Below are 24,959 nucleotides of genomic sequence, written 5' to 3' on the forward strand. Positions count from 1 at the left end.
TATGCAACTGAAAGCAGCCGTACAGATGATTCTGTACGGCTGCTTTTTGAGCGCTCACTATGAAGCGCAGAAGCTAAAGAAATCAGTGTGCGCAGCGGCAGGCGTCAATCAGTTCCTTAAACAGGGGGAGGCTGCGCTGGATGGTGTCGTAAGACACGCAGGTGCACAGGCGGAAATACTCGGGGCAGCCAAAGTCGTCGCCCGGAACCACCAGAACGTTTTTCTCCTTGGCCATATCGGAAAACGCCTTGGAGCTGCCGCCGGGAGCCTTGACGAACATGTAAAACGCGCCGTTGGCCTTGGGGCAGTCGTAGCCAAAGGAGGTAAGCGCATCGTAGAGGGCGCGGCGGTTTTTATCATAGGCGGCAAGGTCCGGCCGCTCCGCAGCACAGCGGGCCACAACGCGCTGCTGCAAAGAGGGCGGGCAGACGTGGCCCAGAACCCGGGCGGCCCCCGCCACGGCAGCGAACAGCAAATCGCTGTCTGCCGCGCTGTCGGGCACGCAGACATAGCCGATACGTTCGCCGGGGAGGGACAAGGATTTGGAATAGGAATAGCACACCACAGTATCGGGGTAGATATTGGGGACCCAGCTTACCTCCGCCCCGTCGTACGCCAGTTCCCGGTAAGGCTCGTCCGCAATAATATAGATGGGATGGCCCACCTGACGGCTCTTTTCTGTCAGCAGGGCCGCCAGCTGTTCAAGGGTCTCTTTGGTGTAGACGATGCCGGAGGGGTTGTTGGGAGAGTTGATCAGAACCGCCTGCGTATGCTCGTTTATGAGGTCTGCCATGTCATCCAATCGAATCTGAAAATGCACCGTGTCCGGGGGAGTTACCACAAATTTTGCGCCGTTGCTCTCCACAAAGGGGCGATATTCGGCAAAGAAGGGGGCCACGCCCACAATTTCGGCCCCATCCACTGCCAGCGCCCGCACCACGGCGATGAGCGCCGGAGCCGCGCCACAGGTGAAGAACAGATTTTCGGGGCGAAGATGGGCGCCGAACCGGGCATTCAAATCGTCCGTCACGGCCTTGCGTACGCCGGGATAGCCTGCGGCAGAGGTGTAGCCATGAACATCCAGACTGTCCTCGGTGCCCACGATGTCCAAAAAGGCTTCGTTTACCGCCCCCGGAGAGGGGATGGAGGGATTGCCGATGGAAAAGTCAAAGACGTTTTCCCGGCCCACGACGGCGGCCTGCTTCATGCCGTATTCAAACAGCTCCCGGATGCAGGAGCGGGATTGGCCCAGAGCCAGCATTTTCTGAGAGATCATACAGTAAAGTCCTTCCCGCCGCCGCGTGTGGGGCGGCCCGCCTGAGAGTGCGGTGAAATTTATATGTTACCCATCATAGCACGTTTTGGGGAAGAAGGAAACGGGTTTTTCCGTCCATATACAGAATATCCGGAGAGGGCGCCCAGCGCCTCTCCGGATATTGTTATTAGGATGGGGTATGAGTGCTTAGAAGTCGTCCTCCTCGCCCAAAACAAAGCTGTCCACCAGTGTTTTCAAAGTCTGCGCCTGCGCAGAAAGCTCTTCGCTGGCGGCGGCGCTTTGCTCGGCAGTGGCGGAGTTGTTCTGCACCACCGAGGCAATCTGGTCGATGCCGGTGGTAATCTGGCGGGCAAAGTGGGCCTGCTCGTCGGAAGCCTGCGCAATGTTGCAGATTTTCTTGTTGATGGACGCGGTATGCTGGACCACCGTACCCATGGAGTCGGCGGCAGTATTGGCAATTTGCGTGCCTGCCTGAATGGAGCTCAGGGCGTTTTCAATGAGGGCGGTGGTGCTTCTGGCGGCCTCAGCGGATTTTCCGGCGAGATTGCGTACCTCGTCCGCTACCACGGCAAAGCCCTTGCCTGCTGCGCCCGCGCGGGCGGCTTCCACCGCCGCGTTCAGGGCCAGAATGTTGGTTTGGAAGGCAATGTCATCAATAGTTTTAATAATTTTCCCAATTTCGCCCGAGGTGGTTTCAATCTCCTGCATGGCGGAGGTCATTTCCGCCATGCGGGCGTTGCTCTCAGAAATGCAGGCTTCGGTTTCCGCGGAGATGGAGCTGGCCTCGGCGGCATCCTGCGCGTTCTGGCGGACCTTGGCGGCCAGCTCCTCAATGGCGGCGGACAACTCCTCGGTGGAGCTGGCCTGCTCTGTGGAGCCTTGAGAGAGGGCCTGTGCGCCGTTGGCCACCTGCTCGGAGCCGCTGGACACCTCGTCGGAGGCCTGCCGGATATGCAGCATGGTGCGGGTCATCGTCACCTGAATGGACATGAGTGCATCCTTGATTTTAGAAAATTCCCCTGTATAGTCGTGAATCAGGGTAAAGCGCATGTTACCTGTGGAGAGCTGCTTTAAGACGTCGGTAATCTCATTGATATAATTCATGTAGGATTTTAGCCGGTCCACCGTGGCGCGCATGGAAAGAGCAAGTTCGCCAATCTCATCCCGGCTGGAAACCGAGAGATCCACATTCAAATCGCCCTCGGCAATTTGAACCGCGGCGCGGTGAAGCTCCCGCAGCGGGCGCACCAGCCTGCGGCTGAACAGCAGGGAAACAGCAGTGATGACGACAACAAGCGCCAGCGCCAGAAGAATATTGGACTGAATCATCCGGGTGGTATCTGCATAGGCGGCGGATCGGTTTTCGATGGTGACCACGGCCCAGCCGTCGGACCCGCCGGGAAGAGAGATAGGCGCATAAGCATAAATCGCATTTTCGTCGGCCTGCTCCTGAATACCGTTTTCTCCCCTGATGGCGGCGGCGGTCAAAGATTTCAGAACGGGAGAAAGCTCGAAATTTTCCTGAGACTCCTGATCGCCTGTGACCACTGTTTTGACGCCGGTGAGGTAGTTATACATCCCGGCCACCTGCTCCGCGTCCGGATGGGCCACCACAACACCCTCTCCGTCCACGATGACAGAATAGGCGTCGTCCGTGTTATAGGCGTCCAGAATCTCCTGAAGCTTTGCAAGGCTCAGGTCGCAGCCCAAGACCCCGGTCATCTGCTTGACCGGACCGGGGGCGTAGACGGGATAAATAATGGAGGAGACGGCGCTTTTCGTGTTGATATCCAGATAAGACTTGGTGACAAAGGGCTGAGAGTCGGACATAATCTGCTTAAACCACCAACGGTCCGCCCGGTTGCCAAGGTTTCCGGAGCTTCGCGCGGTCTGCTCCCCATCCATGCCCTGCTGATAAAACAGGATAAAGTAGGGGTTGTTTTGAAGGGTAGTGACCAGCGCGCCGCGCTGGGCCTCCGGATCCGGATAGCGAAGGTCTCCGCTGTATGCAAGGCTTTCCGCCACGGCATAGGCCTTGTTCATATACTCCGAAACCTGCGACGCAACGCCGACGGTCTTGCTCTCCAGAAGCCGGTAGGAGGAGGCGTGTCCGGACGAGGTGGTGATGAAACCGCCGATCAGGTTGGAAAGCAGCAGGGAGCCGATGCAGGATAAGACCGCCAAAAGGACGATCCGGCTTTGAATACCGGACCGGCGGCCGCGTTTCTCTCGGACTTTTTCCGATGCCGTATAAGTATTCTTTTTCAAACCATACCCTCCCAAGTTCGTTTCTACCCGGCTTTCGGAGTACTCAAAAGCAGAGGGACAGCCCACACTGCTGTCCCCCGTAAAAAGTATGAGTTCCGGCGCTTGCGGATACAACCGCAACAAAAATCCGGGTGACTTTTTTGAATTATATCATGCAATACCCAAATTTTGCAAGTACAAATTAAATAAAATGTTGCATTTTGTAGAAAACTTGGTTACGCAGACGAATCGGGGTAGGTGATAGTTCAGCACTTTGGCGGCATAGACCAGCTCAGGGCTCAGCTTGAGGTGAGGGAGCCGCTTCGGCGGCAAATTCCTCCTTGGCCTGCTGAAGGATTTTCCGCTCCGCCTTGGTGGTTAGCTGCGTCTCGTCAAAGGCAGAAAAAAGGTCCGGACGGCGGGCCATGGTGCGCTTATAGCTCTCTTTTTTTCGCCATGCGGCAACCTTGGCATGATCGCCGGAAACCAGAATGGGAGGGACCTCCCGGTCATGCCACACGGCGGGACGGGAATATTGCGGGTGCTCCAGCAGTCCGTCCCAATGGGACTCCTCTGTAAAGCACTCCTCGTCCGGCAAAACCCCCGGAACCATGCGGCACACCGCGTCGCACACCGCCATGGCGGGGATTTCCCCGCCGGTGAGGACAAAGTCGCCCATGGAGAGCTCCTCGTCCACGCACTCATCCAAAAATCGCTGGTCCACGCCCTCATAGTGTCCGCACACCAGAATCAAATGGTCATACCGCTCTTTCAATTCCCGGGCCACCGTCTGGGTGAACACCCGCCCGCAGGGGGAAAGATAGATGGTGCGCCCGGGGCCAAAGGTTTCCTTTACGTAGGCCCAGCAGCGGTAGAGCGGGTCGGCCTGCATCACCGCGCCCCGGCCCCCGCCGTAGGGGTAATCATCCACCTGCATCTGTTTATTGGTGGTATATTCACGAATCTGGTGGGACTTTATGGTGATAAACCCGCGTTCCTGCGCCCGTCCCAGAATGCTGACGTTCAGCATGGCGTCAATCGCCTCGGGAAACAGGGTCAGAATGTCAATTCGCATCGGTTTCCATTCCTTTCAGAATGTGGACCAGCATTTCGTTTGCGTCCAGATCCACGGACTTGATGAAAACCTCCGGCACGGCGGGGATGAGGTAGGTATGTGTGCCTGTCACTGTGTAGACCTTGCTGGCGGGATAGTCCTCAATCAAGGTCAGCTTGCCGAGAAGCTCGCCGGTGTCGGCATTTTTCACGTCCATGCCCAGAAGCTCGTCGTCAAAGGGCTCGCCGTCCTCCGCGTCCTCCCGGCGGATGAAAACGGGCCGCTCCTTATAGGCCAGAGCGGCGTTCATGTCGTCCACACCGGGAAGCTTCAGCAAAACAAAGCTTTTGTGGACGTGGTTCGTGGTGGGAACGACAGGAGTTTTGTCCTTGCCGAGATAGAAGGTTTTAAAGCCGGTGAGATAGGCGGGGTCGAAGCCTTGAGGCAGCAGCCGCACCTCGCCGCGAATACCGTGGGCGTTGACAATGCGGCCGATTTGAATAAAGTCCAGTTTCATTTGTAACTCCTTCCGGAAGTTTAAGGAATGATATAAAAGTATTATACCCAACCCGTCCTGAATTGACAAGAGGTGGGAAAGCACGGGCGATTCAGTTCTTTTCTGTCCGGCGGCGGAATTCCCGGACAGCGTGACGGAGGAATTCCTCCGGTGTGGGTACGTTGGCGCCCCGCAGAACGGCGCTTTGTGCCCGGATGCTTTCAGGGGTACGGGATGGTTTTTCATAAGCGGCGTTGAGGGCGGAGTGCATATCCCGCCGAATTTCTTCCGCTGCCACACCGTGTTTTTTGGCAAGCTGGCGGTAAATTTTTAGATTCATTTTTAATCTCCTTTGTTGTGTGGTATTCCACACAACAATCACAGAGATTTTTCATATACTCAACACATATGTGTGACTTTCCACACAGTCTTGGAGTGATGAGTGATGGATCAAAAAATTAAACAGGATTTTTGTATCGGTGCGAACCTGAGGAACCTGCGAATAAAGGCGGGGTTAACGCAGGAGCAGGTGGCGATTAAAATGCAGCTGTTCGGGCTGAACATGTCCCGGGATTTTTATGCCCACATTGAGAATGGGACCTATAACATCCGAGCCAGTGAGCTGGTTGCGTTGCGATCTATTTTCCAGTGCGATTATGCTGATTTCTTCGTGGGGATGGAGTGCGGCTTTGCAGACGGCGCGGCGCGCGAATAGGGGAGGCTGGGATGGAGGACTATGCGCGGTACTACAAGCTGCTTGGAGAGAACCTTGCCTATTATCGAAAGAAACGGCATCTGACGCAGGAGGGACTGGCGCTGAAAGCCAATATTTCCCGGGCGCACATCAGCCATATCGAGGCGGAGGGTGTGCATAAGGTTCCATCGCTGGATATTTTATTCCGGTTGTGTGCCGTACTCTGCATCGAGCCGTATCAGTTGTTTCTGGAACGGCCCCAGAATGAGGGAGAGCGGTGATTTGGGCAGAAAACGAGGGAGGACGCATCCTCCCTCGCTTTGTTCAGTCCATGATATCCACGGAAACCTTTGTACCGGTACGTTGGGCATAGGAGCGCACCACGGTGCGAATCTCCTTTGCGATGCGACCCTGACGGCCGATGACTTTGCCCATGTCGTCGGGGGCGACGCGCAGCTCCAACGTCAGCTCCTGCTCACCGGGAATTTCCGTGACGGAAACGGCGTCAGGATCGTCCACGAGGTTTCTGGCGATATAGAGCAGCAAGTCCTTCATATCTGCCCTCCGGCTTAGAGGACTTCCACTTTTTTCAGCAAAGCCCGCACCGTGTCGGTGGGCTGGGCACCGGACTTAATCCAGGCCTGGGCACGCTCAGTGTCAATCTTGATTTCGGCGGGGCTGACGCAGGGGTTGTAGGTGCCGATTTCCTCAATGAAGCGGCCGTCGCGGGGGAAGCGGGAATCGGCCACCACCAAACGGTAGAAGGGGGCCTTTTTGGCGCCGAGGCGGCGCAGTCTGATCTTAACCATAAATGTGTACCTCCAAAAAATTGTGAGAAATTTTATCTATAAATGCGGCTGCACTTATATACTTAAACGGACGTTACTTCTTTTTCCGCTTTTTCTTACCCTGGCCGTGGCCCATGCCGCCAAAGCCAGTGAACCGGCCCCGGGAAACCTGCTTTGTCAAATCCCGGACCATTTCAAACTGCTTTAAAAGCCGGTTGATCTCCACCACCGGGCAGCCGCTGCCCGCGGCGATGCGCCGCTTGCGGCTGGCATTCAAAAGGTCTGGGTTTTCCCGCTCTCGGGGCGTCATGGAGAGAATGATGGCCTCTGTATGGGAGAGGGCCTTTTCGTCCACGGTGGCGTTTTGCAGCTTATCGCCCATGCCCGGCAGCATCCCGGCAATCTGGCTCAGATCACCCATGCCCTTGAGCTGGCGGAGCTGGTCCAGATAATCCTCCAGCGTGAAGCTGTTTTTTCGCAGCTTTTCCTGAAGCTTTTTGGCCTGCTTTTCGTCGTAGTTCTGCTCCGCTTTTTCAATCAGCGTCAGCATGTCGCCCATGCCGAGGATGCGGGAGGCCATGCGGTCGGGGTGGAACGGCTCGATCATGTCCAGCTTTTCCCCGGTGCCCGCGAATTTCACGGGCTTTCCGGTGACGGCCCGGATGGAGAGGGCCGCACCGCCCCGGGCGTCGCCGTCCAGCTTGGTGAGGACCACGCCGTCGATGCCCAGCGCCTCGTCAAAGGCGGTGGCGGCGTTTACCGCGTCCTGACCGGTCATGGCGTCCACCACGAGAAGAATATCGTTGGGACGGACGGCGGTCTTCATCCGCCGCAGCTCGTCCATCAGCGCGTCGTCAATATGGAGCCGTCCGGCAGTATCCAGAAGCACCAGATCGTTGCCGTGGTCCCGGGCGTGGCGCAGTGCATTTTCCGCAATTTTGACCGGGTCGCCCTGCCCCTCGTCGTACACGGGCAAATCAAGCTGGCCGCCCACGACCTTGAGCTGCTCCACGGCGGCGGGACGATACACGTCGCAGGCGACGAGGAGGGGCCGCTTTCCGTACATCTTGCGCAGATACCCCGCAAGCTTCGCGCCATTGGTGGTCTTGCCCGCGCCCTGAAGGCCCACCAGCATCACAACGGTCGGCCCGCTGTTGGCCATGATCAGGCGGGAGTCCGTCCCGCCCATCAGGGCGGTGAGCTCTTCGTTTACAATTTTAATGACCTGCTGGGCGGGGGTCAGGCTGTCCAGCACGTCGCTGCCGACAGCCCGCTCTGTGACCTTTCCAACAAAGTCCTTGACCACCTTGTAGCTTACGTCGGCCTCCAGGAGGGCCAGGCGGACCTCCCGCATGGCTTCCTTTACGTCGGCCTCCGACAGGCGGCCCTTGCCGCGCAGCCGCTTAAAGGCGGCATTCAGTTTTTCGGTAAGTCCCTCAAATGCCATCGTTTACTCCCTGAGCGCATTGGCGGCAACCGCCACGGTATCCGCCAGCTCCCCAAGGCGGGGATCCTCGTACCGGCGGTTCAGCGCCTTAATTTCCGCAGCGGCGGCACAAAGCCCGTCCACCTGCGCGCGAAGCTGCTCAAATCGGCGGATGAGGCCCGTTTTGTCCTCAATTTCCTGCATCACGCCCTCCGCCCGGACAATTACGTCCCGGACGCCCTGACGGGAGATGCCTGCGTTTTCCGCAATCTCCGACAGGGAAAGGTCGTTATTATAATAGTAGTCAAAAAATTCACGCTGCCGGTCAGTGAGCAGCTCCCCATAAAAATCGTAGAGCATGGTCATGCGATAGGTTTGATTTTTCAAAGAAAACGCCCCCTTACCGAATACTTGTAAAGTTATATGACTTTACAACGATATTCAGTTTACAGGAATCCGGGCGAAAAGTCAAGGGAAAAAGGGAAGAAAATTTCAGAAGTCCTGAAAAACAGGGCGAGGCAGAAAGACTGGACGGCAATGGAAGGCGGGGCTGCCTGAAAGGGCGCTCCGGCGCGATAGTAAAAGGAGGAAATGATGGTTTTTGACGCACATTCTGACATCTGGACCGACGTGACGGTGCGGCGGCTGCGTGGGGAAAAAGATGTTTTTCGTAAGCACCACATGGACCGGCTGAAAAAAGGCGAGGTGGAGGGCGGTATTTTTGCCATTTGGGTGGACCCGCCCCACGACGCGGACCACGCGGGGCGCACCCGGCAGATGATGGACTGCATCCGGGCGGAAATCGCGGAATCCACGGCGTTTCGCATCGTACATAACCATGAGGAACTGCTGAAAGCGCGGCAGGAAGGTATTTTTTATGTTTTGATCGGCGTGGAGGGGATGGCCTGCGCGGGGGAAGACCCGGCATGGATTGACACATACTACGATTTGGGTGCGCGGCACGCCATGCTGACGTGGAACGAGGCCAACGCGCTGGGGGCAGGTGCGCTGTCCGGCGAGGATTACGGGCTGACCGAGCTTGGGAAGCAGACAGTGCGCCGATTGCAGAAGAAGGGAATGCTGCTGGATGTGTCCCACCTGAACGAAGCGGGGTTTTGGGACGTAGCGAAGCTGACGGATGGGCCCTTTGTCGCGTCCCATTCCAATTGCAGGGCACTGTGCGACGTGGCACGGAATTTAACCGACGAGCAGCTCCGGGCTATCCGCGATGCGGGAGGCGTGGTGGGGGTGAACGTCTTTCATGACTTTGTTCACGCCGACCCCGCCAGACAGACGGCGGAGACGCTGGCACTTCACGCCGCCCACATGATTGAGGTGATGGGGATTGACCATGTGGGCTGCGGGTTTGACTTCTGCGAGTTTTTGGAGGGGGAGGAGGACGAGCCGCGCACGCTGGGACTGGAGGACGCGGCGCGAATTCCGAATTTCCTGAACTGTCTCAAGCGGCTGGGGCTGAACCGGGAGGAGCTGGAAAAGGTGGCCCGGGGGAATTTTTTGCGGGTGCTTTGCCAATGTGTGGGATAAAGAAGCGGGCGGGGCGTTTATTTTCCAAAACGGGCCAAAATAGAGTTTGAATTTGGGGAGAGAATACGCTATACTAGCCGAGTAACAGACCGGATACCTTACGTTGCGTGAGTTGTTCCCAGCTTTGCAGGGACAGCGGGGCGCGGCCAGGTCTGCGGCCAGGACTTTGCACCCATGAAAGAATATTTAATGGGTAAAACTGACACGATTTAACATATATGCCACAATAACCCGCCGGGCCTGTGGTATACTATTCCTATTTGAAACAACAGGAAGGAGCCTGAAATTGAAAGAAACCAGAACAAAGCTTGCGGAGGGAGTGCACCTCACCTGTATGCCTGCGCGGAAATTTAAGACCGACTTGCTCTCCGCCCAATTCATGACCCCTATTCGGGAGGAGACGGCGGCGGTTCAGGCGCTGTTGCCGGCGGTGCTGCGCAGGGGCTGCGCCCGGTGCCCGGACATGGGCGCGCTGGGGGCGGAGTTGGACAGGCTGTATGGAGCGGAACTTGACTACACGGTGCGCAAAAAGGGAGAGCGCCAGTGCGTTGGCTTTGTGGCCAGCCTGATTGACGATGCGTTTACCCCCGGCGGGGAGAAGCTTTTGGAGCCGGTGGCGGAGCTGCTGGGGCAAGTGATCTGCAATCCGGCCATGAAGAACGGCAGGTTCCTTCCCGAGTATGTGGACAGCGAGCGGACAAATCTGGTGGACGCCATTCGCAGCATTCTCAACGACAAGCGGGATTATGCCGACCTGCGGCTTTTGCAGGAGATGTGTGCCGGAGAGGCCTACGGTGTGAGCCGGTTCGGAGACGAAAAGGCGGCGGAGGCGCTGACTGGTGAGCAGGTGTACGGGGCCTATTTAAAGATGATTTCCGCCGCTCCGCTGGAGCTGTTTTACTGCGGCGGCGCGGAGCCTGCCCGGGTTGCGGATGCCCTTTCCAAGGCGCTGTCCGTTCTTCCCCGCACAACGGTGGCACCTCTGCCCAAGACCCTGCGCCACACGGCAAGGGCCGAAGCCCTGCGGATTACCGACGCCATGGACGTGACCCAGGGAAAGCTGGGCATGGGCTTTGCCTGCGGCAGCGACGACTTTTCTGCCCTGCTGATGGGAAACACCCTATTTGGAGGAAGCAGCAACTCCAAGCTGTTTATGAACGTGCGGGAAAAGCTGTCCCTTTGCTATTACGCCTCGTCCCAGCTTCACAGGGAAAAGGGCGTGATTACCGTGTCCTCGGGCATTGAATTTGAAAATTTCCAGCGGGCTTACGGTGAAATTCTGATTCAGCTCAAGGCCGTGCAGGACGGCGCGCTGGACGACTGGGAGCTGGAGGGGGCGCGGAGCACACTGTGCAACGCCTATGCCACCATCGGCGATTCTCAAGGCAAGCTGGAGAATTTCTGGCTGGGGCGGATGGCCTCCGGACGAGAGGATACGCCGGAGGAGCTGGCCGCAGGCGTTCGCGCCGTGACGCCGGAGCGCATCCGGGAGGCCATGGGGTCCGTGTCGCTGGACACCGTGTATTTTCTTAAGGGAGAGGAGGCCGGAGCATGAAAAAAGAGCTTTATCAGCGCATCGGTGAAACCGTTTGCCGGGAGGTGCTGCCCAACGGCCTGCCCATCAACGTGGTTTACAAGCCGGACTTTGCCAGAAGCTATGCCTTTTTTGCCACAAGGTACGGCGGGATGGACACCCGTTTTCAACTGAATGGCACATGGATGGACACCCCGGCCGGCATCGCCCACTATCTGGAGCACAAAATGTTTGACACCGAGGAGGGCAACGCGCTTCAGGATTTGGCAAAAAACGGGGCGGAGCCCAACGCGTTTACCTCCAACGCCATGACGGGGTATTACTTCGACTCCACGGAGAAGTTTGAGGAAAACCTGAAAATTTTGCTGTCCTTTGTCTCTATTCCTTATTTTACGGACGAGAGCGTTGAAAAGGAGCAGGGCATTATCTCTCAGGAAATCCGAATGATTGAGGATAACCCCGACTGGCAGGTCTATGCCGGGATGATGGGGGCACTGTATCACAACAACACCGCCAAGACCCACATCGCAGGCAGCGTGGAGAGCATCCGCGAGATTACGGCCAAGACGCTGTATGACTGCCACAAGGCATTTTATACCCCCGGAAACATGGTTTTAACGGTGGTGGGAAACGTGGATGCGGAACGGGTGAAGGAAATTGCCGCGTCCATTCTGCCCAAAGAGAGCGGCCCCGCCATTCCCCGGGACCACGGGGAAGAGCCCGCGGGCGTTGCACAGAGGGAGGTCAGCCGGAGGATGGAGGTTTCCATGCCCCAATTTCTGCTGGGCTTCAAGTGCACGCCCACGGCGCAGGGAGAGGATTTTCTCCGGCGGAGCCTGATTGGCGGCATGGCAAGCGATCTGCTGCTGGGGGACTCCAGCCCGCTGTATCAGCGGCTGTATGAGCAGGGCCTGATCAACGGGAGCTTCGGCGGCGCGTTTGAGATGATGCCGGACACGGCGTATTTCTACGCCGGAGGCGACAGCCGGGACGTGGGCGCCGTGGCAGAGGAGATTAAAAAAGAGGCCCGCCGCCTTGCGGCGGAGGGGCTGGACCACGACTTTTACGAGCGGGTGCGCAAGGCAGCCTTCGGCACGATGCTGCGGAGCATGAATTCCTTTGAGAGCATTGCCGTGTCGCTGACGGAGGGGCATTTCGCAGGCTATGACGCGCTGCGGTTCCCCGAGGCCTTTGACGGCATCACCGAGGAGGACGTGCGGGCCTTCATCCGGGACGAGCTGACGGAGGACCGCGCGGCAATGTCTGTGATTCAGCCGAAATAAGGCGCGGCGAAAGGAAGTTTCTGTTTTGACAAATTTGAAAGCACTGAGTGATATGCCCATTGGGTTTCCGGGATTGTTCGGCGGGTTTGAAATCAATCCCGACCCCGTGGCGCTTCACATCGGACACGGCATTTACTGGTACGGCATCATTTTGGCGCTGGGTCTGCTGGCGGGGCTGTACCTTTGCATGAAGCAGGCCAAGCGGTTTGGCCTGACAGAGGACAACGTGCTGGACATGATTCTCTGGGCCACGCCCCTTTGCATCATCGGCTCCCGCATTTACTATGTGATTTTTTATCTGGATTTGTACCGCAACGCGGACGGCGGGTTCGACTGGCTGCGGATGCTGGCCGTGTGGGACGGCGGCATCGCCATCTACGGCACGGTAATTGTAGGGATTCTGGTGGCCTATGTCTATTGTAGAATCAAAAAGCTGAAGTTTGCCGCCATGGTGGACCTTTGTGTCATGGGCCTGTTTTTGGGCCAGAGCATCGGGCGCTGGGGCAACTTCATCAACCGGGAGGCCTTCGGCGCGGCCACGGACCTTCCGTGGCGGATGCAGCTATGGGTGAGTAAGTACCAAACTGTGGAGGTGCACCCCACATTCCTCTACGAGAGCCTTTGGAATCTGGTGGGGCTTTTGTTGGTGCTGTTTATCGTCAGCAGGGCCCGACGGTTTGACGGAGAGAGTACCTGCTTCTATTTTCTGTGGTACGGCCTTGGCCGCGCATGGATTGAGGGGCTGCGGACGGACAGCCTGTACCTCTTTGACTGGACGATTTTTGGTGCACCGATCCGCGTTTCTCAGGCGCTGAGCCTGGTGCTGGCGGTATGCGCGGCGGCGGCGCTGTTTTACAACATCGTGATCCGGAAAAAGGACGGAAGCGATTTGTGGGTCCGGCAGATGGAGCGAGCTGCTCTGGCGGCGGATGGCCTTGAAGCGGAGGGAGCCGGGACAGAGGAGAATGGTTCCGAAATGGAGACAGCGGCTTCGGAAGAAAATGATTCTGAGCCGGAGACTTCGGAGAGAGCTACATCTGAGCCGCAGGAGGAACGGCCTGTGTTGGATGAGGTCATGGAAGAAGCGTCCGCCGATGCGGTTTCGGAGAAGGAAAGGTCCTGAACTGGGGAAGGCGCGGTAAAAGCTCCCCACAGAAAATTGTAAGGGCCTTATCACAATTGGCAGGGCCGTGAAAATTAAAAAGCGAGGGCACGGGGAATTCAATTCCCCGTGCCCTTATTTTGTGCTGCCCGCGGGTGCAAACGTCCAGTGTGATGATAACAGAGCGTGGTTTTTTAAGACGCTTATCCGGGAAGACGCTGCACCGTGCCGTGGGCGCAGTCCACGCTGACCTGCATCCCATCAGTTAGGATACGGGTGGCTCCGCTCGCACCAACGATGACCGGCTTATCCAGAGCAAGGCCCACGGTTGCGGCGTGGCTGTTGGCCCCGGATTCCTCGCTGATGACGGCGGCACAGGTACGCATGACGGGGAGCATCTCATTGGTGGTGAAGGGCACCACCAGCACGCAGCCCGGGCGGGCCTTTTCCGCCACCTCGTCCGGCGTGCTGCACACGCACAGGGGGCCGGAGGCCTTTCCCCGACCGACGCCCACGGCGGTGAACAGTGCGCCGCCTACCAGATGTACCCGGATCATATTGGTGGTGCCGGGGATGCCTACGGGCACGCCTGCGGTGACCACCACCAAAGAACCCTGCTGTACAAGCCCGGCGGCCTTGGCGGACTCCACGGCAAAGTCCACCAGCTCGTCGGAATCCCCGGCCACGGGCATCAGAATGGGGATGACGCCCCAGCTCAGGGCCATATGGCGCTGAACGCGTTCATCCAGCAGGCATGCAATCACCGGTGTGGCGGGGCGGAAACGGCTGACCAGCCGGGCGGTGGTGCCCCGCTGGCTGACGGTGATGATGGCGTCGGCCCCCACATCGTCGGCCGTGGTGCAGGCGGCATGGGCCGTGGCGGCGGCGATGGAGAGACGGTGGTCCCCCGCGGCGCTGCGCATCCGTTTGGAATAGTTGATATCAAACTCCGTGCGCAGGGCGATGGCATCCATGGTTTTCACCGCGTCCACCGGGTATTTGCCTGCTGCTGTTTCCCCGGAGAGCATGATGGCGGAGGTGCCGTCGTAAATGGCGTTGGCCACGTCGGTGATTTCCGCGCGGGTGGGGCGGGGGTTTTCCATCATGGAGTCCAGCATCTGAGTGGCGGTGATGACAGGCTTTCCGGCGGCGGCGCACTGGGCGATGATGTCCTTTTGGATAATGGGAATTTCCGTGAAGTCAATTTCTACACCCATGTCTCCACGGGCCACCATAATCCCGTCCGCCACGGAAAGAATTTCGGAGAGGTTGTCCACGCCCTCCTGATTTTCAATTTTTGCAATGATGCGGATGGAGGACCCAGAGGTGCTGAGAAGGTGGCGGAGGTCCGTCACGTCGGCGGCGCTGCGGACGAAGCTGGCAGAGATGAAGTCGAAGTCCTGCTCCACGCCGAAGAGAATATCCTCCCGGTCCCGCTGGCTGAGATAGGGCATGGAGAGGCGCACGCCGGGGACGTTGACCCCCTTGTGGTTTTTGACGCTTCCGCCGTTTTCCACACGGCAGACAATGTCTTCGCCCCGGATTTCCAGCACCGTGAGGCGGATCAGCCCGTCGTCCAGCAAGATTGCGCCGCCGGGAACCACATCGTCGGGGAGGTCCCGATAGGTGACGGAGCAGATATGTTCGTCCCCCGGGACGTCGCGGGTGGTAAGGGTAAATTCCTGACCCGCTTGCAGTTGGGCGCGGCCATCCTTAAAATCCCGCAGGCGGATTTCGGGTCCTTTGGTGTCCAGCATGGTGGCCACAGGCAGGTTTAGCTCCTTCCGAAGCTTTTTCACCATATCCAGCCGTACCTTGTGCTCGGCGTGGGTACCATGGGAAAAATTGAACCGGGCCACATTCAGTCCGGCCTCCAGCATGGCGCGGAGTGTCTCCTCCTTGTCGGTGGCGGGGCCCAGAGTACAGACAATTTTTGTCTTTCGCATATAAACCTCCTTGTTTCGTGGAAGCAACAGTTAAAATATTGATTCTGGTTCTATTATAAACGATTTCGTCTCCGTGGCAAGGGGGAATTCCGCATTTTTTGTAAATAAAAGGGGATGAACTGTGTAAAAAATTTTACGCACTTTTTTGCGTCCGCCTGTTGCATGGCGGTATATCCGCTCAAGCCAGCGGTTTCCGCCAAAGCAAAGGGGAAGCAAAGCGGCGTGAGCTTTGGGTACAGCCGAAAGAAAAAATAAATGATAAAGGGCCGGGAAATTCACTTTCCGGCCCTTTATCAAAAGGTTCCAAGCAGGATTGCGGACCAGCGGCAAAAAATCGAGTTATTTTGGACGCATAGGTGGCAAACTACGTCTAGAACCACAAACGCACGAACGGACCATGATTGGTGGTCCGTTCGTGCATGCCGTTGATCATTGCGAAAATTTTTTGAGATTACGCCACGTGGGTTCTGCGCTCCTCGTTTCTTTGGAAGAGCATCGTGATGCACCACAAACCTGCCAGGCCGACCAGCGCATAAATGATGCGGGAGAGGGCGGCCATCTGCCCGCCGCAGAGGAAGGCCACCGTGTCGAAGCCAAACAGGCCGACGCCGCCCCAGTTGAGCGCGCCGATAATGGCGAGCACCAGTGCGATCTTGTCGATTACCATAAAACATACCTCCTAAAAACTGATTATCCGGGGTTTGGGTGGAGTATGCCCCAAAGCGCGGAGAATCATACCCGGCGGGGATAAAAATTTCCGGTCCCCGTTGAATCCGGCGGCGGAGTATAGTATACTGGAAAGACAAGCACGGCGGCGCAGTGCGCCGGAAAAATTTGCAAATTTGGAAAAGGAGACTCACATGAACGAGAAATTCAATCGCCTGGGCTTCTATCCTGCGGATATCCTGCTTCCCGCAAGCGCAGATATGGAAAAATGGGCCGTGGTGGCCTGCGACCAGTTTACCTCTCAGCCGGAGTACTGGGAGGCAGTGGAGCAGACAGTGGGCGACGCGCCCTCTACCCTGCGCCTGATTTTGCCGGAAGCCAAGCTGAACGACCCCGCCGTGGAGAAACACATTGCGGACATCAATGCGTCCATGCGGAAATATGTGGAGGGCGGCGTGTTCAAAACCCTGCCCGCGTCTCTCATCTATATGGAGCGCACCCAGTCCGATGGGAAAGTGCGCCACGGTCTGGTGGGCATGGTGGATTTGGACCAGTATGACTACACGCCCGGCTCCGGCGCGCTGATTCGCGCCACGGAGGGAACCGTTCTCTCCCGCATCCCGCCCCGGGTGAAGGTGCGGCAGGACGCGCCCGTGGAGCTGCCCCACGTGATGCTGCTGATCGACGATCCTGACGAAACGGTGATTGAGCCGCTGGGCGGCCAGAGCGGCGCCATGGAGAAGCTCTATGATTTTGATTTGCAGCAGGGCGGCGGGCATCTGATTGGCTGGAAGCTGACTGAGGCACAGACCGACGCTGTGGCAGACGCGCTGACGGCGCTGTGCGGTCCCGACCAGATGGAGCGCAAGTACGGCATGAAGGACGCAGCTCCTCTCCTGTTCGCGGTGGGTGACGGGAACCACTCCCTCGCCACGGCGAAGACCTGCTATGAAAACAAGAAGAAGGTCACACCCAAGGAGCAGTGGGCCACTTTGCCGGAGCGGTATGCGCTGGTGGAGGTGGTGAACAACCACGACGACGCGCTGAAATTCGAGCCCATTCACCGGGTGGTATTCGATGTGGACGCGGAGAAGCTGCTGGCGGCCTTTCAGGCGTTTTATCCCTCCGCCCATGAGGGCGAAGGCGAGGGCCACACCATCGCCTATACCTGGGCGGGCGGCAAGGGCTTTCTCACTGTGCCGGACCCCAAGGTTCAGCTGGAGGTGGGCACATTGCAGGCGTTCATCGACGAGTATCTGAAAGACAACGGCGGCGAGGTGGACTACATCCACGGTGATGAGGTGACGGATGAGCTGGGTGCGAAGCCCGGAAACATCGGCTTCAAGCTGCCCGCCATGGGCAAGGAGCAGCTGTTCAAAACCGTGATGGCCGACGGTGTGCTGCCCCGGAAGACCTTCTCCATGGGTCATGCGCAGGATAAGCGCTATTATGTGGAGGCAAGAGCCATTCAATAACTGCGGTGCAAAACAGGACGTTTTAAGGGGAGAGACAATGCTGAGCTTTAATCATTTTAACTTCAACGTGTCCGATTTGGACAAATCGCTGGGATTTTACAAGGAAGCGCTGGATCTCACGCCGGTGGGGAACCGCAAGGAGGCCGATGACGGAAGTTTCATCATCGTGTATCTGGGAGACGGGAAGACGGACTTTCGGCTGGAGCTGACATGGCTGCGGGACCATCCCCAGAAGTACGATCTGGGAGAGTGTGAATTTCATCTGGCCCTGCGGGCCGACGATTATGAAGCAGAGCATCAGCGCCATGAAAAGATGGGCTGCATCTGCTTTGAAAATACCAAGATGGGGATTTACTTCATTCAGGACCCGGACGGATACTGGATCGAGGTTATTCCCACCCGGTAAAACAGGCATGGAAAAAGACCGCTCACGCGGTCTTTTTTCAGCAGCAGGTCCGTCATTTTGGGGCATTTCAAAAGCGGTGACATTAAAGAATCAGCAGAACGAGAGCGGTACTTTAAGAACAATGGAGTTAAGGACCTGCCGCCTGATGGCGGCGTTTTAAAGCCGGTGCATTCCATATGGGAAATGACAGGAAAGGCGCGGGGAAGAAACTTCCCCGCGCCCTTTCCTATTTTTTAGTTTCCACAGGCTTTGCACAAGACGCGTCCTGTGGAAAAGCTTTTTTCAAAAAGAGAGGTTAGCCGGTAAACGCTCAGACCACAGGAATGACAGCACCGCCGTAGGTGGCAGAGATGAAATCACGGGCAGTCTCGGACTGGAGTGCCTCCACCAGCGCAAGGATGGCGGGATTGTTTTCGTTGCCTTCCTTTACGGCGATGATGTTCACATAGGGGGAGTTGGCATCCTCGATGGCCAGAGCGTCATCCACGGGGCTGAAGCCTGCTTCCATGGCGTAGTTGCTGTTGATGACAGACAGGTCCACTTCCTCAACGGTGTTGGGAATCATAGCGGCCTCCAGCTCCTTGAAGGTCAGATTCTTAGAGTTCTCGGCAATGTCGTTGGGGGTGGCGGTCAGGTTGGCGCTGTCCTTCAGCTTGATAAGGCCCTGAGCCTCCAGCAGCAGCAGGGCACGGCCCTCGTTGGTGGCGTCGTTGGGAATGGCGATGACGGCTCCGTCGGCAAGGTCAGCCAAAGCGGTGGTCTTGCCCGCATAAATGCCCATGGGCTCGATATGGATGCCGCCGGCATTCACGAGATGGGTGCCGTTTTCGGCGTTGAAGTTATCAAGATAAGGCACGTGCTGGAAGTAGTTGGCATCCTCGCTGCCTTCCTCCACGGCGGTATTGGGAACCACGTAGTCACCATATTCCGTAACCTGCAGGTCAATGCCCTGCTGAGCCAGAATGTCCTTCACGGCATTCAGAATTTCGGCGTGGGGAGTGGCGGAGGCGGCGACCTTCAGGGTGACGGTTTCAGCAGGTGCGGAGCCGGAGGCGGAAGCGGAACCGGCAGAGCCGGAAGCAGCCGAGCCGGAACCGGAGCCGGAGTTGCCGCAGGCGGCAAGAGAAGCGGTGAGGCCGAGGGCCAGAGTCAAAGCAAGAAGTTTTCTTTTCATCAGTTGTTCCTCCATTAAAAGTCAGATATATGTTGATGGTATGAAGTATATTTCAATGGCCGCGTTTCCCGTCGTCGCGCGCCGACAGGAAGAAGGGGTCAAAAAAATAACGGAGAGAAGGCCCAGAAGCGAATCGGCAAACCGGGGCGCCGGGAAAAGGGCCGCTTTTATTTCAGCCGCTTGTCAATCTTTGCGGACAGGAAACTGAAAACGGTTTGAATGCCCTGTACCAGCAGGATAATGAAAACCACTGTAACCAGCAGCATGGAGGGGATGCGGCGCTGATAGCCATATCGAATGGCGAGGTCGCCCAGTCCTCCCGCACCCACCGCACCGGCAATGGCGGTATAGGCCAAAATCGTGATGATGGAAATGGAGCCGCCCAGCAGCAGGGAGGGCTTCGCCTCCGGCAGATAGACTTTCCAGATAATCTGGAAGGGAGAAGCGCCCATGGCCTGCGCCGCTTCCACCACGCCTGCGTCCACCTCCGCCAGAGAGGTTTCCACCATCCGGGCGATGAAGGGTGCGGCGGAAATCACCAGCGGGACAATGGCGCCCCGGATACCGATTTTGGTTCCAACGATAAGCTTTGTAAAGTCCATGATGGCCACCATCAGGATGATAAAAGGTAGGGAGCGGCCCACGTTGACAATCCAGCCCAGCACCCGGTTCAGACCTCTGCGGGGCAGGATACCGTGGGGCTGGGTGATGCTGAGCAGGATGCCCAGAGGAAGGCCCAGCAGGTAGGCGAAGACGGTGGAAATGCCGGTCATAATCAAGGTGTCGATTGTGCCCTGCCCAAGAAGGGGGCCGTATTGATGCCAGAACGCGGATGTAAAAATCTCAGCCATAGTACGCGGCCTCCTCCCGTTCGTAGGTAACGTGGTGTTCCTTTAAAAACGCCAGCATTTTTTGAGTTTGCTCATGGTTTTCCGGCAGCTCCAGAAGCATCTGCCCGTGGGCGTTGCCGTCGATATCCTTCGTGTCGGCGTACCAGATGTTCACCGGCGCGCCGCTGGCAAGAACCATGCCGGAGACAATGGGCTGGTCCGAGGTGTTGCCGTCAAAGGTAATACGGTACAGCGGGCCGTGAATCTTGCTCTTTTCGGAGATGGCGCCCCGGGGAGTGATAAGCTGCCGGGCTGCGGGGGTTTGGGGATGATGGAACACGTCCGCCACCGCGCCCTGCTCTACAATGTGGCTGTCGGAAATAATGGCGACCCGGTCGCAGATTTGCTCTACCACAGTCATCTCGTGGGTGATGACCACCACGGTGACGCCCAGAGTTTCGTTCAGCTCCTTTAAAAGGGCTAAAATAGACTGAGTTGTGGTGGGGTCCAGCGCGGAGGTGGCCTCGTCGCAGAGGATGACCTTGGGGTCCGTCACCAGTGTGCGGGCGATGGCCACCCGCTGCTTCTGCCCGCCGGAGAGCTGGACGGGATAGGCGGATTCTTTATCCTCCAGACCCACCAGCTTCAAAAAAGGACGGGCCTTTTGCCGGGCCTCGCTCCGGCTCATACCGGCAAGCTCCAGCGGAAAGCACACGTTATCCAGCGCGGTGCGCTGGAAGAGAAGGTTAAAGCCCTGAAAGATCATGCCGATGGACTGGCGGACCTTGCGCAGCTCCTTTTGGGAAAGGCCTGTCAAAACCGCGCCGTTGACACGGACGGCACCGGCGGTGGGTCGTTCTAAAAGGTTAATGCAGCGCACCAGCGTGGATTTCCCCGCGCCGGAGAGGCCGATGATGCCGAAGATTTCCCCTGCCTCCACGCTTAAGGTCACATCGTCCAGCGCGGTAACGCCACCGGCAAAAATTTTGGTCAGATGCTCAAGCTCGATTATGGACATGGCAAGCATCCTCCTTTATACAGTAAATTGGACAACAAAAAACGCCCCTGATGCCATGCATCAAGGACGAGCGTAAAATAACGCCGTGGTACCACCTTGGTTTGCGCGCCTCCTCGCGGAGGCGGCCTTTAAGAGTGCAGTCACACTCCTGCGCGCTGACGGGCGCTCCCGTCGCGGCCTGCGCATACGCGGTCGGCCACGCAACTCCGGAACCATCTTCCGCAAACCCTTCCGTACCTCTTCTCACCTGCCGAGGCTCTCTGCAACGTATCTGTTTGCGTACTCTTTCCTTCATCGTCTTTTCAATGTTTAATTGTTGCACTTAAGTTTACGAAAGTTTTAGGAGTTTGTCAACAGGGAAAAATTGCTGTAAAATGAATGAAACCAAAAAACAATTCTGTAAAAATCGACAAAAACAGAGAGAAATTATAAGAACGAGAGCAGGATGTGGGGAATCGAATTGCAAATTCAGGGCAGAACTGATATATTATATGAGCAATATTCCTATATCAAACGGAGGTAGCGTGTGCCGAAACAAAACCATAATTTTATGATGCGCTACCTGCGGGATTTTCTTTGCGGAGCGCTGATCGGGGCGGGAGCGATTCTGCCCGGCGTGTCCGGCGGAGTGCTGGCGGTGGCATTTGATTTATACCGTCCGTTTATGGAGATACTGACCCATCCCAAGCGGGCGCTGCCGAAATACTGGAGGCGGATTCCCGCGCTTGGATTGGGCTGCGCTGTGGGCTTTTTGGGCTTTGCAAAGGGGATTTCGGCGGCGCTGAACATCTCTGCGGCGGTGACGACCTGGGCGTTTATCGGGCTGATTGTGGGGACGGTTCCCTCCCTTTACCGCGAGGCGGGGAAGGAGGGCCACAGCCGTGCATCCTGGGTCAGCATGGGCGTTTGCGCCGGGACGATTTTTGGGGCGCTGTTTTACGTGGGACGGGTGCTGTCCGTGCAGCTTGAGCCGAATTTTTGGTCTTTTACCCTCAGCGGGGGGCTGTTTGGTCTGGGAATTGTGATTCCGGGGCTGGCGGCTTCCTCCGTGCTGATGGCGCTGGGGCTGTATCAGCCCCTGATGGACGGACTGTCGGGCCTTGATTTATCGGTGCTGCTGTCCACACTGCCGGGACTGGTCCTGACGGTGGCGCTTTTGGCGCGGGTGGTGAACTGGGTATTTCAAAAGCACTACGCTATTGCGTTTCACGGGATTCTTGGGGTTGTGATTGCGTCCACGCTGGTGATTATCCCGGTGCATTATGGGGGCGCAGGGGAGCTCGTCCTTTCGGCGCTGTGCGCGGGGGCGGGGTTTCTTCTGGCTTTTGGAATCAGCAGGCTGGACAAGCGGACGCAGGGAACCGGGCTTTAAAAACACCGGATTAAAAAAAGAAGATTAAAACAAAACGAATGGCGGCCCCGCGGAGTTTTGCTCCGCGGGGCCGCCCTGTTTTGATTGCCAATCAAAGGCGCGAAACGGAAAGGAACACACCCTAGGAGCATTCAGGGTATGTCGTACAGCGAGGCCATAATAAGGAAAAGCTGAGAAAAGGGGCGGGAGACGTTCCAAATGCCCGCGCCCTGGAAGCCGTATTCCTGAATGAGAAGAAGGCGGGCGGAGAGACTGCGCGCGTCGTCAAACCAGACCTCGTGGACCGTGCCGTCCTGATCGGTATAGTGGAAAAAGGGAGCCTGCGCCGTTTCGTCGTACTCAATGGCAACATCATATTGGATGGCCAGCTCGATGGCCCGCTGATTGGAGATGGACTGGGCTTTGGTCTCGCCGGCCACAAAGGGAAGAGGCCAGTCGTAGCCATAGTTGGACAGGCCAAGGAAAATTTTTTCAGGAGGGATTTGCGTGACGGCATAATCCAGCACCGCCCGGACCTGGGGCAGGGGAGAAACAGCCATGGGAGGGCCGTAGGTATATCCCCATTCGTAGGTCATTAGGAGGACGGCGTCCACGGAGGAAGATATGGCGGAATAGTTGTGAGCCTCGTAGAGCAGGCCCGGCTGGTCGGACGAGGTCTTGGGCGCAAGTGCCGCCCAGACAAAATAGCCCTGCGCGCCGAAAACCCGGCGCAGGCGGGCCAGAAAGTCCGCATAGGGCACAGCCAGAGCGGCAGGTAGAAACTCAAAATCCACGTCGATTCCTGCAAAGCCCTTTTCCTGAAGCAGTGCCCCCACATCGGAGATAAGACGGTCCTGGGCGGCCTCATCCGTGAGGACCAGCGTGGCACGCTCGGAGTCAAACCGGTCCTCCTCCGTATAGGAGGAGAGGTGAAGCACAGGCCTCGCCCCGTGGGTCCGGGCGGAGAGCAGCAGCGCGTCGTCATTTAGCGGAAGAAGATCCCCCTCCGCCGTAATGCCATAAGTAAAGGGGGTAAGATAGGTGAGGTACGGCGTTTGCGCGTCCAGCAGAAGCGTATCGGTAAAGGGATATGCATAGCCGTTGAAAACGGCGGAGCCGATGGGCGGGTCCTGATAAGAGATGACGAGCTCCATCCCTTCCTCCAGTGCGGGAAGGCCGCCCAGACTCCAGTTGTTCTGATAGAGCTTTCGGACACTTACGCCATATTCTGCCGCGATGGAGGTCAGGGTATCCCCTGGACGGACGGCATGGATCAGCTCCGGAAACCGGACAACCAGGGTTTGTCCCACTGCAAGAGCGCCGGAGGCCCCCACCTCATTATCCGCTGCCAGCCGGAAGGGATCGACCCCATAAGCGGCGGCGATGGAGTCGACGGTTTCGCCGACGGTGACCACATGAATCATCATTTCAACATTCCCCCTTGTTGGATAAGCCTATGCGGAGGCAAAGAGGGATATGCGGGGAAAAGAGCCGCGGGACGATCTGCCTGTCCTCTCTGCGTGGGAGGCCGGGCAGGCGGGCGGCGGCTGCCAAATACCGGAAAAAAGGCCGGACAATCTGAAAATTCGGCGCAAAACGGATTTATGCACAGACAGAAAAAAATCTTGCATTTCAAAAATAAATACGATAACATAAAGAAGGATATTAGAGAATGTCTTGTTTGTACTAAGAAACATGAAAGGGCGGCATAGCGCGTGAATATAAAAAAATACGAGGCGTTCGTCCGTGCCGTGGAGCTGGGAAGCCTGTCGAAAGCGTCCGAGGAGCTTGGGTATACACAGTCGGGCATCAGCCACATGATGCAGTCTCTGGAGGATGAGGTGGGCTTTCCCCTGATGATTCGGACCTCGTCGGGGATTCTTCCCAATTCCGAGGGGGAGATGCTGCTGCCCATTATCCGCCAGCTATTGAGCACCAACGAAAATCTGGAGCAGAACATTGCGAAAATCAAGGGCGCGGACACGGGGCATATTCGGATTGCATCCTTTTCCAGCATGGCGAGTTATTGGCTTCCAAACATCATCAGCGCCTTTCAGAAGGATTATCCCAATGTGGAAATCCAGATTATCGAGGGGGGCGCGGACCGCATCAACGCCATGATGGACGCCCACGAGGCGGATTTGTGTCTGTACACCGGTGGAGAGAGCAGGTCCTTTGACTGGCTGCCCCTGTGCAGGGACGAGATGCTGGCGCTGCTGCCGCCGGGACACCCCTTGACAGAGGGGGATTCGGTGCCTGTGGAGGCGTTTAAAAACGAGCAGTTTATTATGCCCATGGCGGGCTATGACTACGAGGTGCACCATGTGCTGGACCGGCTGGAACACTATCCCCACATCCGCTTTTCCGCCTGCAACGACTATGCAATCGTCAATTTGGTGACGGCGGGGCTGGGAGTTTCCATTCTGCCGGAGCTGCTTTTGCGCAACTATCGCAGCGACGCGGTGGCAATGCCGTTGGACCCGCCTCAGTACCGCATTCTGGGAATGGGTGTACCGCAGATGAAGGCGGTATCCCCGGTGACGCGGAATTTTATAAGGTATGTGCAGGATTACGCGAAAAGGCGGCGGGGCGCGGACGAACTCCTGTCAGGAGCCGGCGATGCGGAGATTTAACCGGAAGGAGGCAGA

The 24,959-nt window shown here is 57.4% G+C and carries 25 protein-coding genes and 1 other annotated feature; of the genes, 10 read left to right on the top strand and 15 right to left on the bottom strand.

Going from position 1 to position 24,959, the window contains the following annotated elements; genetic code table 11:
* Positions 1-82: 82 nt before the first annotated feature.
* The 5 genes from ABVS15_RS05325 to ABVS15_RS05345 all read right to left on the bottom strand — a co-directional run bounded on the left by ABVS15_RS05325 (position 83) and on the right by ABVS15_RS05345 (position 5,455).
* Positions 83-1,276: a pyridoxal phosphate-dependent aminotransferase gene (locus tag ABVS15_RS05325; RefSeq protein ID WP_369282708.1), complete on the bottom strand. Its 1,194-nt coding sequence runs from the start codon at positions 1,274-1,276 to the stop codon at positions 83-85.
* Positions 1,277-1,462: 186 nt separating this feature from the next.
* Complete coding sequence (locus tag ABVS15_RS05330) at positions 1,463-3,544, bottom strand: methyl-accepting chemotaxis protein (RefSeq protein WP_369282709.1); 2,082 nt, start codon at positions 3,542-3,544, stop codon at positions 1,463-1,465.
* A 271-nt stretch (positions 3,545-3,815) separates the two neighbouring features.
* Entirely contained in the window at positions 3,816-4,598 is a 783-nt protein-coding gene (gene trmD, locus ABVS15_RS05335) for a tRNA (guanosine(37)-N1)-methyltransferase TrmD (protein WP_369282710.1), read from the bottom strand.
* The gene (gene rimM, locus ABVS15_RS05340; RefSeq protein WP_369282711.1) at positions 4,588-5,094 is read right to left on the bottom strand and encodes a ribosome maturation factor RimM; all 507 of its coding nucleotides are present in this window, start codon (positions 5,092-5,094) and stop codon (positions 4,588-4,590) included. Before rimM ends, trmD begins: the two co-directional genes overlap by 11 nt.
* Positions 5,095-5,185: 91 nt before the next feature.
* Positions 5,186-5,455, bottom strand: a complete 270-nt coding sequence (locus ABVS15_RS05345) for a sporulation initiation factor Spo0A C-terminal domain-containing protein (protein WP_369282712.1) — start codon at positions 5,453-5,455, stop codon at positions 5,186-5,188.
* 63 nt (positions 5,456-5,518) lie between these two features.
* Here ABVS15_RS05345 and ABVS15_RS05350 point away from each other — a divergent pair, with 63 nt between their 5' ends.
* Together ABVS15_RS05350 and ABVS15_RS05355 are read left to right on the top strand one after the other, a co-directional pair.
* Positions 5,519-5,788: a helix-turn-helix domain-containing protein gene (locus ABVS15_RS05350; protein WP_369282713.1), complete on the top strand. Its 270-nt coding sequence runs from the start codon at positions 5,519-5,521 to the stop codon at positions 5,786-5,788.
* A gap of 11 nt (positions 5,789-5,799) precedes the next feature.
* Positions 5,800-6,048, top strand: a complete 249-nt coding sequence (locus tag ABVS15_RS05355; RefSeq protein ID WP_369282714.1) for a helix-turn-helix domain-containing protein — start codon at positions 5,800-5,802, stop codon at positions 6,046-6,048.
* 43 nt (positions 6,049-6,091) lie between these two features.
* Here the strand turns inward: ABVS15_RS05355 and ABVS15_RS05360 are convergent, their stop codons facing one another.
* The 4 genes from ABVS15_RS05360 to ylxM form a co-directional block, all read right to left on the bottom strand.
* Positions 6,092-6,322, bottom strand: coding sequence for a KH domain-containing protein (locus tag ABVS15_RS05360; RefSeq protein ID WP_293010380.1), 231 nt, complete (start codon positions 6,320-6,322; stop codon positions 6,092-6,094).
* 14 nt (positions 6,323-6,336) lie between these two features.
* Entirely contained in the window at positions 6,337-6,576 is a 240-nt protein-coding gene (gene rpsP / locus ABVS15_RS05365) for a 30S ribosomal protein S16 (RefSeq protein WP_293010378.1), read from the bottom strand.
* 73 nt (positions 6,577-6,649) lie between these two features.
* Positions 6,650-8,002, bottom strand: coding sequence for a signal recognition particle protein (ffh, locus tag ABVS15_RS05370; RefSeq protein WP_369282715.1), 1,353 nt, complete (start codon positions 8,000-8,002; stop codon positions 6,650-6,652).
* A gap of 3 nt (positions 8,003-8,005) precedes the next feature.
* Positions 8,006-8,368, bottom strand: a complete 363-nt coding sequence (gene ylxM, locus ABVS15_RS05375; RefSeq protein ID WP_312636935.1) for a YlxM family DNA-binding protein — start codon at positions 8,366-8,368, stop codon at positions 8,006-8,008.
* 207 nt (positions 8,369-8,575) lie between these two features.
* Here ylxM and ABVS15_RS05380 point away from each other — a divergent pair, with 207 nt between their 5' ends.
* From ABVS15_RS05380 to lgt, 4 genes are all read left to right on the top strand, one after another.
* Complete coding sequence (locus tag ABVS15_RS05380; protein WP_369282716.1) at positions 8,576-9,526, top strand: dipeptidase; 951 nt, start codon at positions 8,576-8,578, stop codon at positions 9,524-9,526.
* Between the two features lie 286 nt (positions 9,527-9,812).
* On the top strand, positions 9,813-11,081 hold the full coding sequence (locus ABVS15_RS05385) for a M16 family metallopeptidase (protein WP_369282717.1): 1,269 nt from the start codon (positions 9,813-9,815) through the stop codon (positions 11,079-11,081).
* Entirely contained in the window at positions 11,078-12,343 is a 1,266-nt protein-coding gene (locus tag ABVS15_RS05390; RefSeq protein WP_369282718.1) for a M16 family metallopeptidase, read from the top strand. Before ABVS15_RS05385 ends, ABVS15_RS05390 begins: the two co-directional genes overlap by 4 nt.
* Before the next feature lie 25 nt (positions 12,344-12,368).
* Entirely contained in the window at positions 12,369-13,466 is a 1,098-nt protein-coding gene (gene lgt, locus ABVS15_RS05395) for a prolipoprotein diacylglyceryl transferase (protein ID WP_369282719.1), read from the top strand.
* A 182-nt stretch (positions 13,467-13,648) separates the two neighbouring features.
* Here the strand turns inward: lgt and pyk are convergent, their stop codons facing one another.
* Together pyk and ABVS15_RS05405 are read right to left on the bottom strand one after the other, a co-directional pair.
* Positions 13,649-15,391, bottom strand: coding sequence for a pyruvate kinase (gene pyk, locus ABVS15_RS05400; protein ID WP_369282720.1), 1,743 nt, complete (start codon positions 15,389-15,391; stop codon positions 13,649-13,651).
* Between the two features lie 451 nt (positions 15,392-15,842).
* On the bottom strand, positions 15,843-16,058 hold the full coding sequence (locus ABVS15_RS05405; RefSeq protein ID WP_369282721.1) for a DUF378 domain-containing protein: 216 nt from the start codon (positions 16,056-16,058) through the stop codon (positions 15,843-15,845).
* A 193-nt stretch (positions 16,059-16,251) separates the two neighbouring features.
* Here ABVS15_RS05405 and ABVS15_RS05410 point away from each other — a divergent pair, with 193 nt between their 5' ends.
* A complete protein-coding gene (locus ABVS15_RS05410) occupies positions 16,252-17,532 on the top strand; it encodes a DUF1015 domain-containing protein (protein ID WP_369282722.1) in 1,281 nt (426 codons plus the stop codon).
* Positions 17,533-17,569: 37 nt separating this feature from the next.
* Positions 17,570-17,938, top strand: coding sequence for a VOC family protein (locus ABVS15_RS05415; protein ID WP_369282723.1), 369 nt, complete (start codon positions 17,570-17,572; stop codon positions 17,936-17,938).
* Between the two features lie 310 nt (positions 17,939-18,248).
* On the opposite strand, the gene ABVS15_RS05420 is transcribed toward ABVS15_RS05415, so the two are convergent.
* The 3 genes from ABVS15_RS05420 to ABVS15_RS05430 all read right to left on the bottom strand — a co-directional run bounded on the left by ABVS15_RS05420 (position 18,249) and on the right by ABVS15_RS05430 (position 20,960).
* Entirely contained in the window at positions 18,249-19,112 is an 864-nt protein-coding gene (locus ABVS15_RS05420; RefSeq protein WP_369282724.1) for a MetQ/NlpA family ABC transporter substrate-binding protein, read from the bottom strand.
* A 167-nt stretch (positions 19,113-19,279) separates the two neighbouring features.
* On the bottom strand, positions 19,280-19,963 hold the full coding sequence (locus tag ABVS15_RS05425) for a methionine ABC transporter permease (RefSeq protein ID WP_369282725.1): 684 nt from the start codon (positions 19,961-19,963) through the stop codon (positions 19,280-19,282).
* On the bottom strand, positions 19,956-20,960 hold the full coding sequence (locus ABVS15_RS05430; RefSeq protein WP_369282726.1) for a methionine ABC transporter ATP-binding protein: 1,005 nt from the start codon (positions 20,958-20,960) through the stop codon (positions 19,956-19,958). The genes ABVS15_RS05425 and ABVS15_RS05430 overlap by 8 nt, the downstream gene beginning before the upstream one ends.
* Before the next feature lie 59 nt (positions 20,961-21,019).
* Positions 21,020-21,264, bottom strand: a binding site (T-box leader).
* A 222-nt stretch (positions 21,265-21,486) separates the two neighbouring features.
* Between ABVS15_RS05430 and ABVS15_RS05435 the strand changes: the two genes are divergently transcribed.
* Positions 21,487-22,332, top strand: a complete 846-nt coding sequence (locus ABVS15_RS05435) for a DUF368 domain-containing protein (protein WP_369282727.1) — start codon at positions 21,487-21,489, stop codon at positions 22,330-22,332.
* 131 nt (positions 22,333-22,463) lie between these two features.
* On the opposite strand, the gene ABVS15_RS05440 is transcribed toward ABVS15_RS05435, so the two are convergent.
* The gene (locus ABVS15_RS05440) at positions 22,464-23,738 is read right to left on the bottom strand and encodes a glycosyl hydrolase family 18 protein (protein WP_369282728.1); all 1,275 of its coding nucleotides are present in this window, start codon (positions 23,736-23,738) and stop codon (positions 22,464-22,466) included.
* Between the two features lie 288 nt (positions 23,739-24,026).
* Here ABVS15_RS05440 and ABVS15_RS05445 point away from each other — a divergent pair, with 288 nt between their 5' ends.
* Entirely contained in the window at positions 24,027-24,944 is a 918-nt protein-coding gene (locus ABVS15_RS05445) for a LysR family transcriptional regulator (RefSeq protein WP_369282729.1), read from the top strand.
* Positions 24,945-24,959 lie beyond the last annotated feature (15 nt).

It is taken from the genome of Oscillibacter sp. GMB15532, assembly GCF_041020825.1.
Lineage (GTDB): Bacteria > Bacillota > Clostridia > Oscillospirales > Oscillospiraceae > Oscillibacter.

Excerpts from the sequence above, each read along its gene's own strand:
- trmD (WP_369282710.1), bottom strand. The coding sequence starts at position 4,598 with ATGCGAATTGACATTCTGACCCTGTTTCCCGAGGCGATTGACGCCATG.
- ABVS15_RS05325 (WP_369282708.1), bottom strand. The coding sequence starts at position 1,276 with ATGATCTCTCAGAAAATGCTGGCTCTGGGCCAATCCCGCTCCTGCATC.
- ABVS15_RS05405 (WP_369282721.1), bottom strand. The coding sequence starts at position 16,058 with ATGGTAATCGACAAGATCGCACTGGTGCTCGCCATTATCGGCGCGCTC.
- ABVS15_RS05360 (WP_293010380.1), bottom strand. The coding sequence starts at position 6,322 with ATGAAGGACTTGCTGCTCTATATCGCCAGAAACCTCGTGGACGATCCT.
- rimM (WP_369282711.1), bottom strand. The coding sequence starts at position 5,094 with ATGAAACTGGACTTTATTCAAATCGGCCGCATTGTCAACGCCCACGGT.
- ffh (WP_369282715.1), bottom strand. The coding sequence starts at position 8,002 with ATGGCATTTGAGGGACTTACCGAAAAACTGAATGCCGCCTTTAAGCGG.
- ABVS15_RS05355 (WP_369282714.1), top strand. The coding sequence starts at position 5,800 with ATGGAGGACTATGCGCGGTACTACAAGCTGCTTGGAGAGAACCTTGCC.
- ABVS15_RS05420 (WP_369282724.1), bottom strand. The coding sequence starts at position 19,112 with ATGAAAAGAAAACTTCTTGCTTTGACTCTGGCCCTCGGCCTCACCGCT.
- ABVS15_RS05415 (WP_369282723.1), top strand. The coding sequence starts at position 17,570 with ATGCTGAGCTTTAATCATTTTAACTTCAACGTGTCCGATTTGGACAAA.
- ABVS15_RS05380 (WP_369282716.1), top strand. The coding sequence starts at position 8,576 with ATGGTTTTTGACGCACATTCTGACATCTGGACCGACGTGACGGTGCGG.
- ABVS15_RS05440 (WP_369282728.1), bottom strand. The coding sequence starts at position 23,738 with ATGATGATTCATGTGGTCACCGTCGGCGAAACCGTCGACTCCATCGCC.
- ABVS15_RS05410 (WP_369282722.1), top strand. The coding sequence starts at position 16,252 with ATGAACGAGAAATTCAATCGCCTGGGCTTCTATCCTGCGGATATCCTG.
- ABVS15_RS05350 (WP_369282713.1), top strand. The coding sequence starts at position 5,519 with ATGGATCAAAAAATTAAACAGGATTTTTGTATCGGTGCGAACCTGAGG.
- ABVS15_RS05425 (WP_369282725.1), bottom strand. The coding sequence starts at position 19,963 with ATGGCTGAGATTTTTACATCCGCGTTCTGGCATCAATACGGCCCCCTT.
- ABVS15_RS05390 (WP_369282718.1), top strand. The coding sequence starts at position 11,078 with ATGAAAAAAGAGCTTTATCAGCGCATCGGTGAAACCGTTTGCCGGGAG.
- ABVS15_RS05430 (WP_369282726.1), bottom strand. The coding sequence starts at position 20,960 with ATGTCCATAATCGAGCTTGAGCATCTGACCAAAATTTTTGCCGGTGGC.
- rpsP (WP_293010378.1), bottom strand. The coding sequence starts at position 6,576 with ATGGTTAAGATCAGACTGCGCCGCCTCGGCGCCAAAAAGGCCCCCTTC.
- pyk (WP_369282720.1), bottom strand. The coding sequence starts at position 15,391 with ATGCGAAAGACAAAAATTGTCTGTACTCTGGGCCCCGCCACCGACAAG.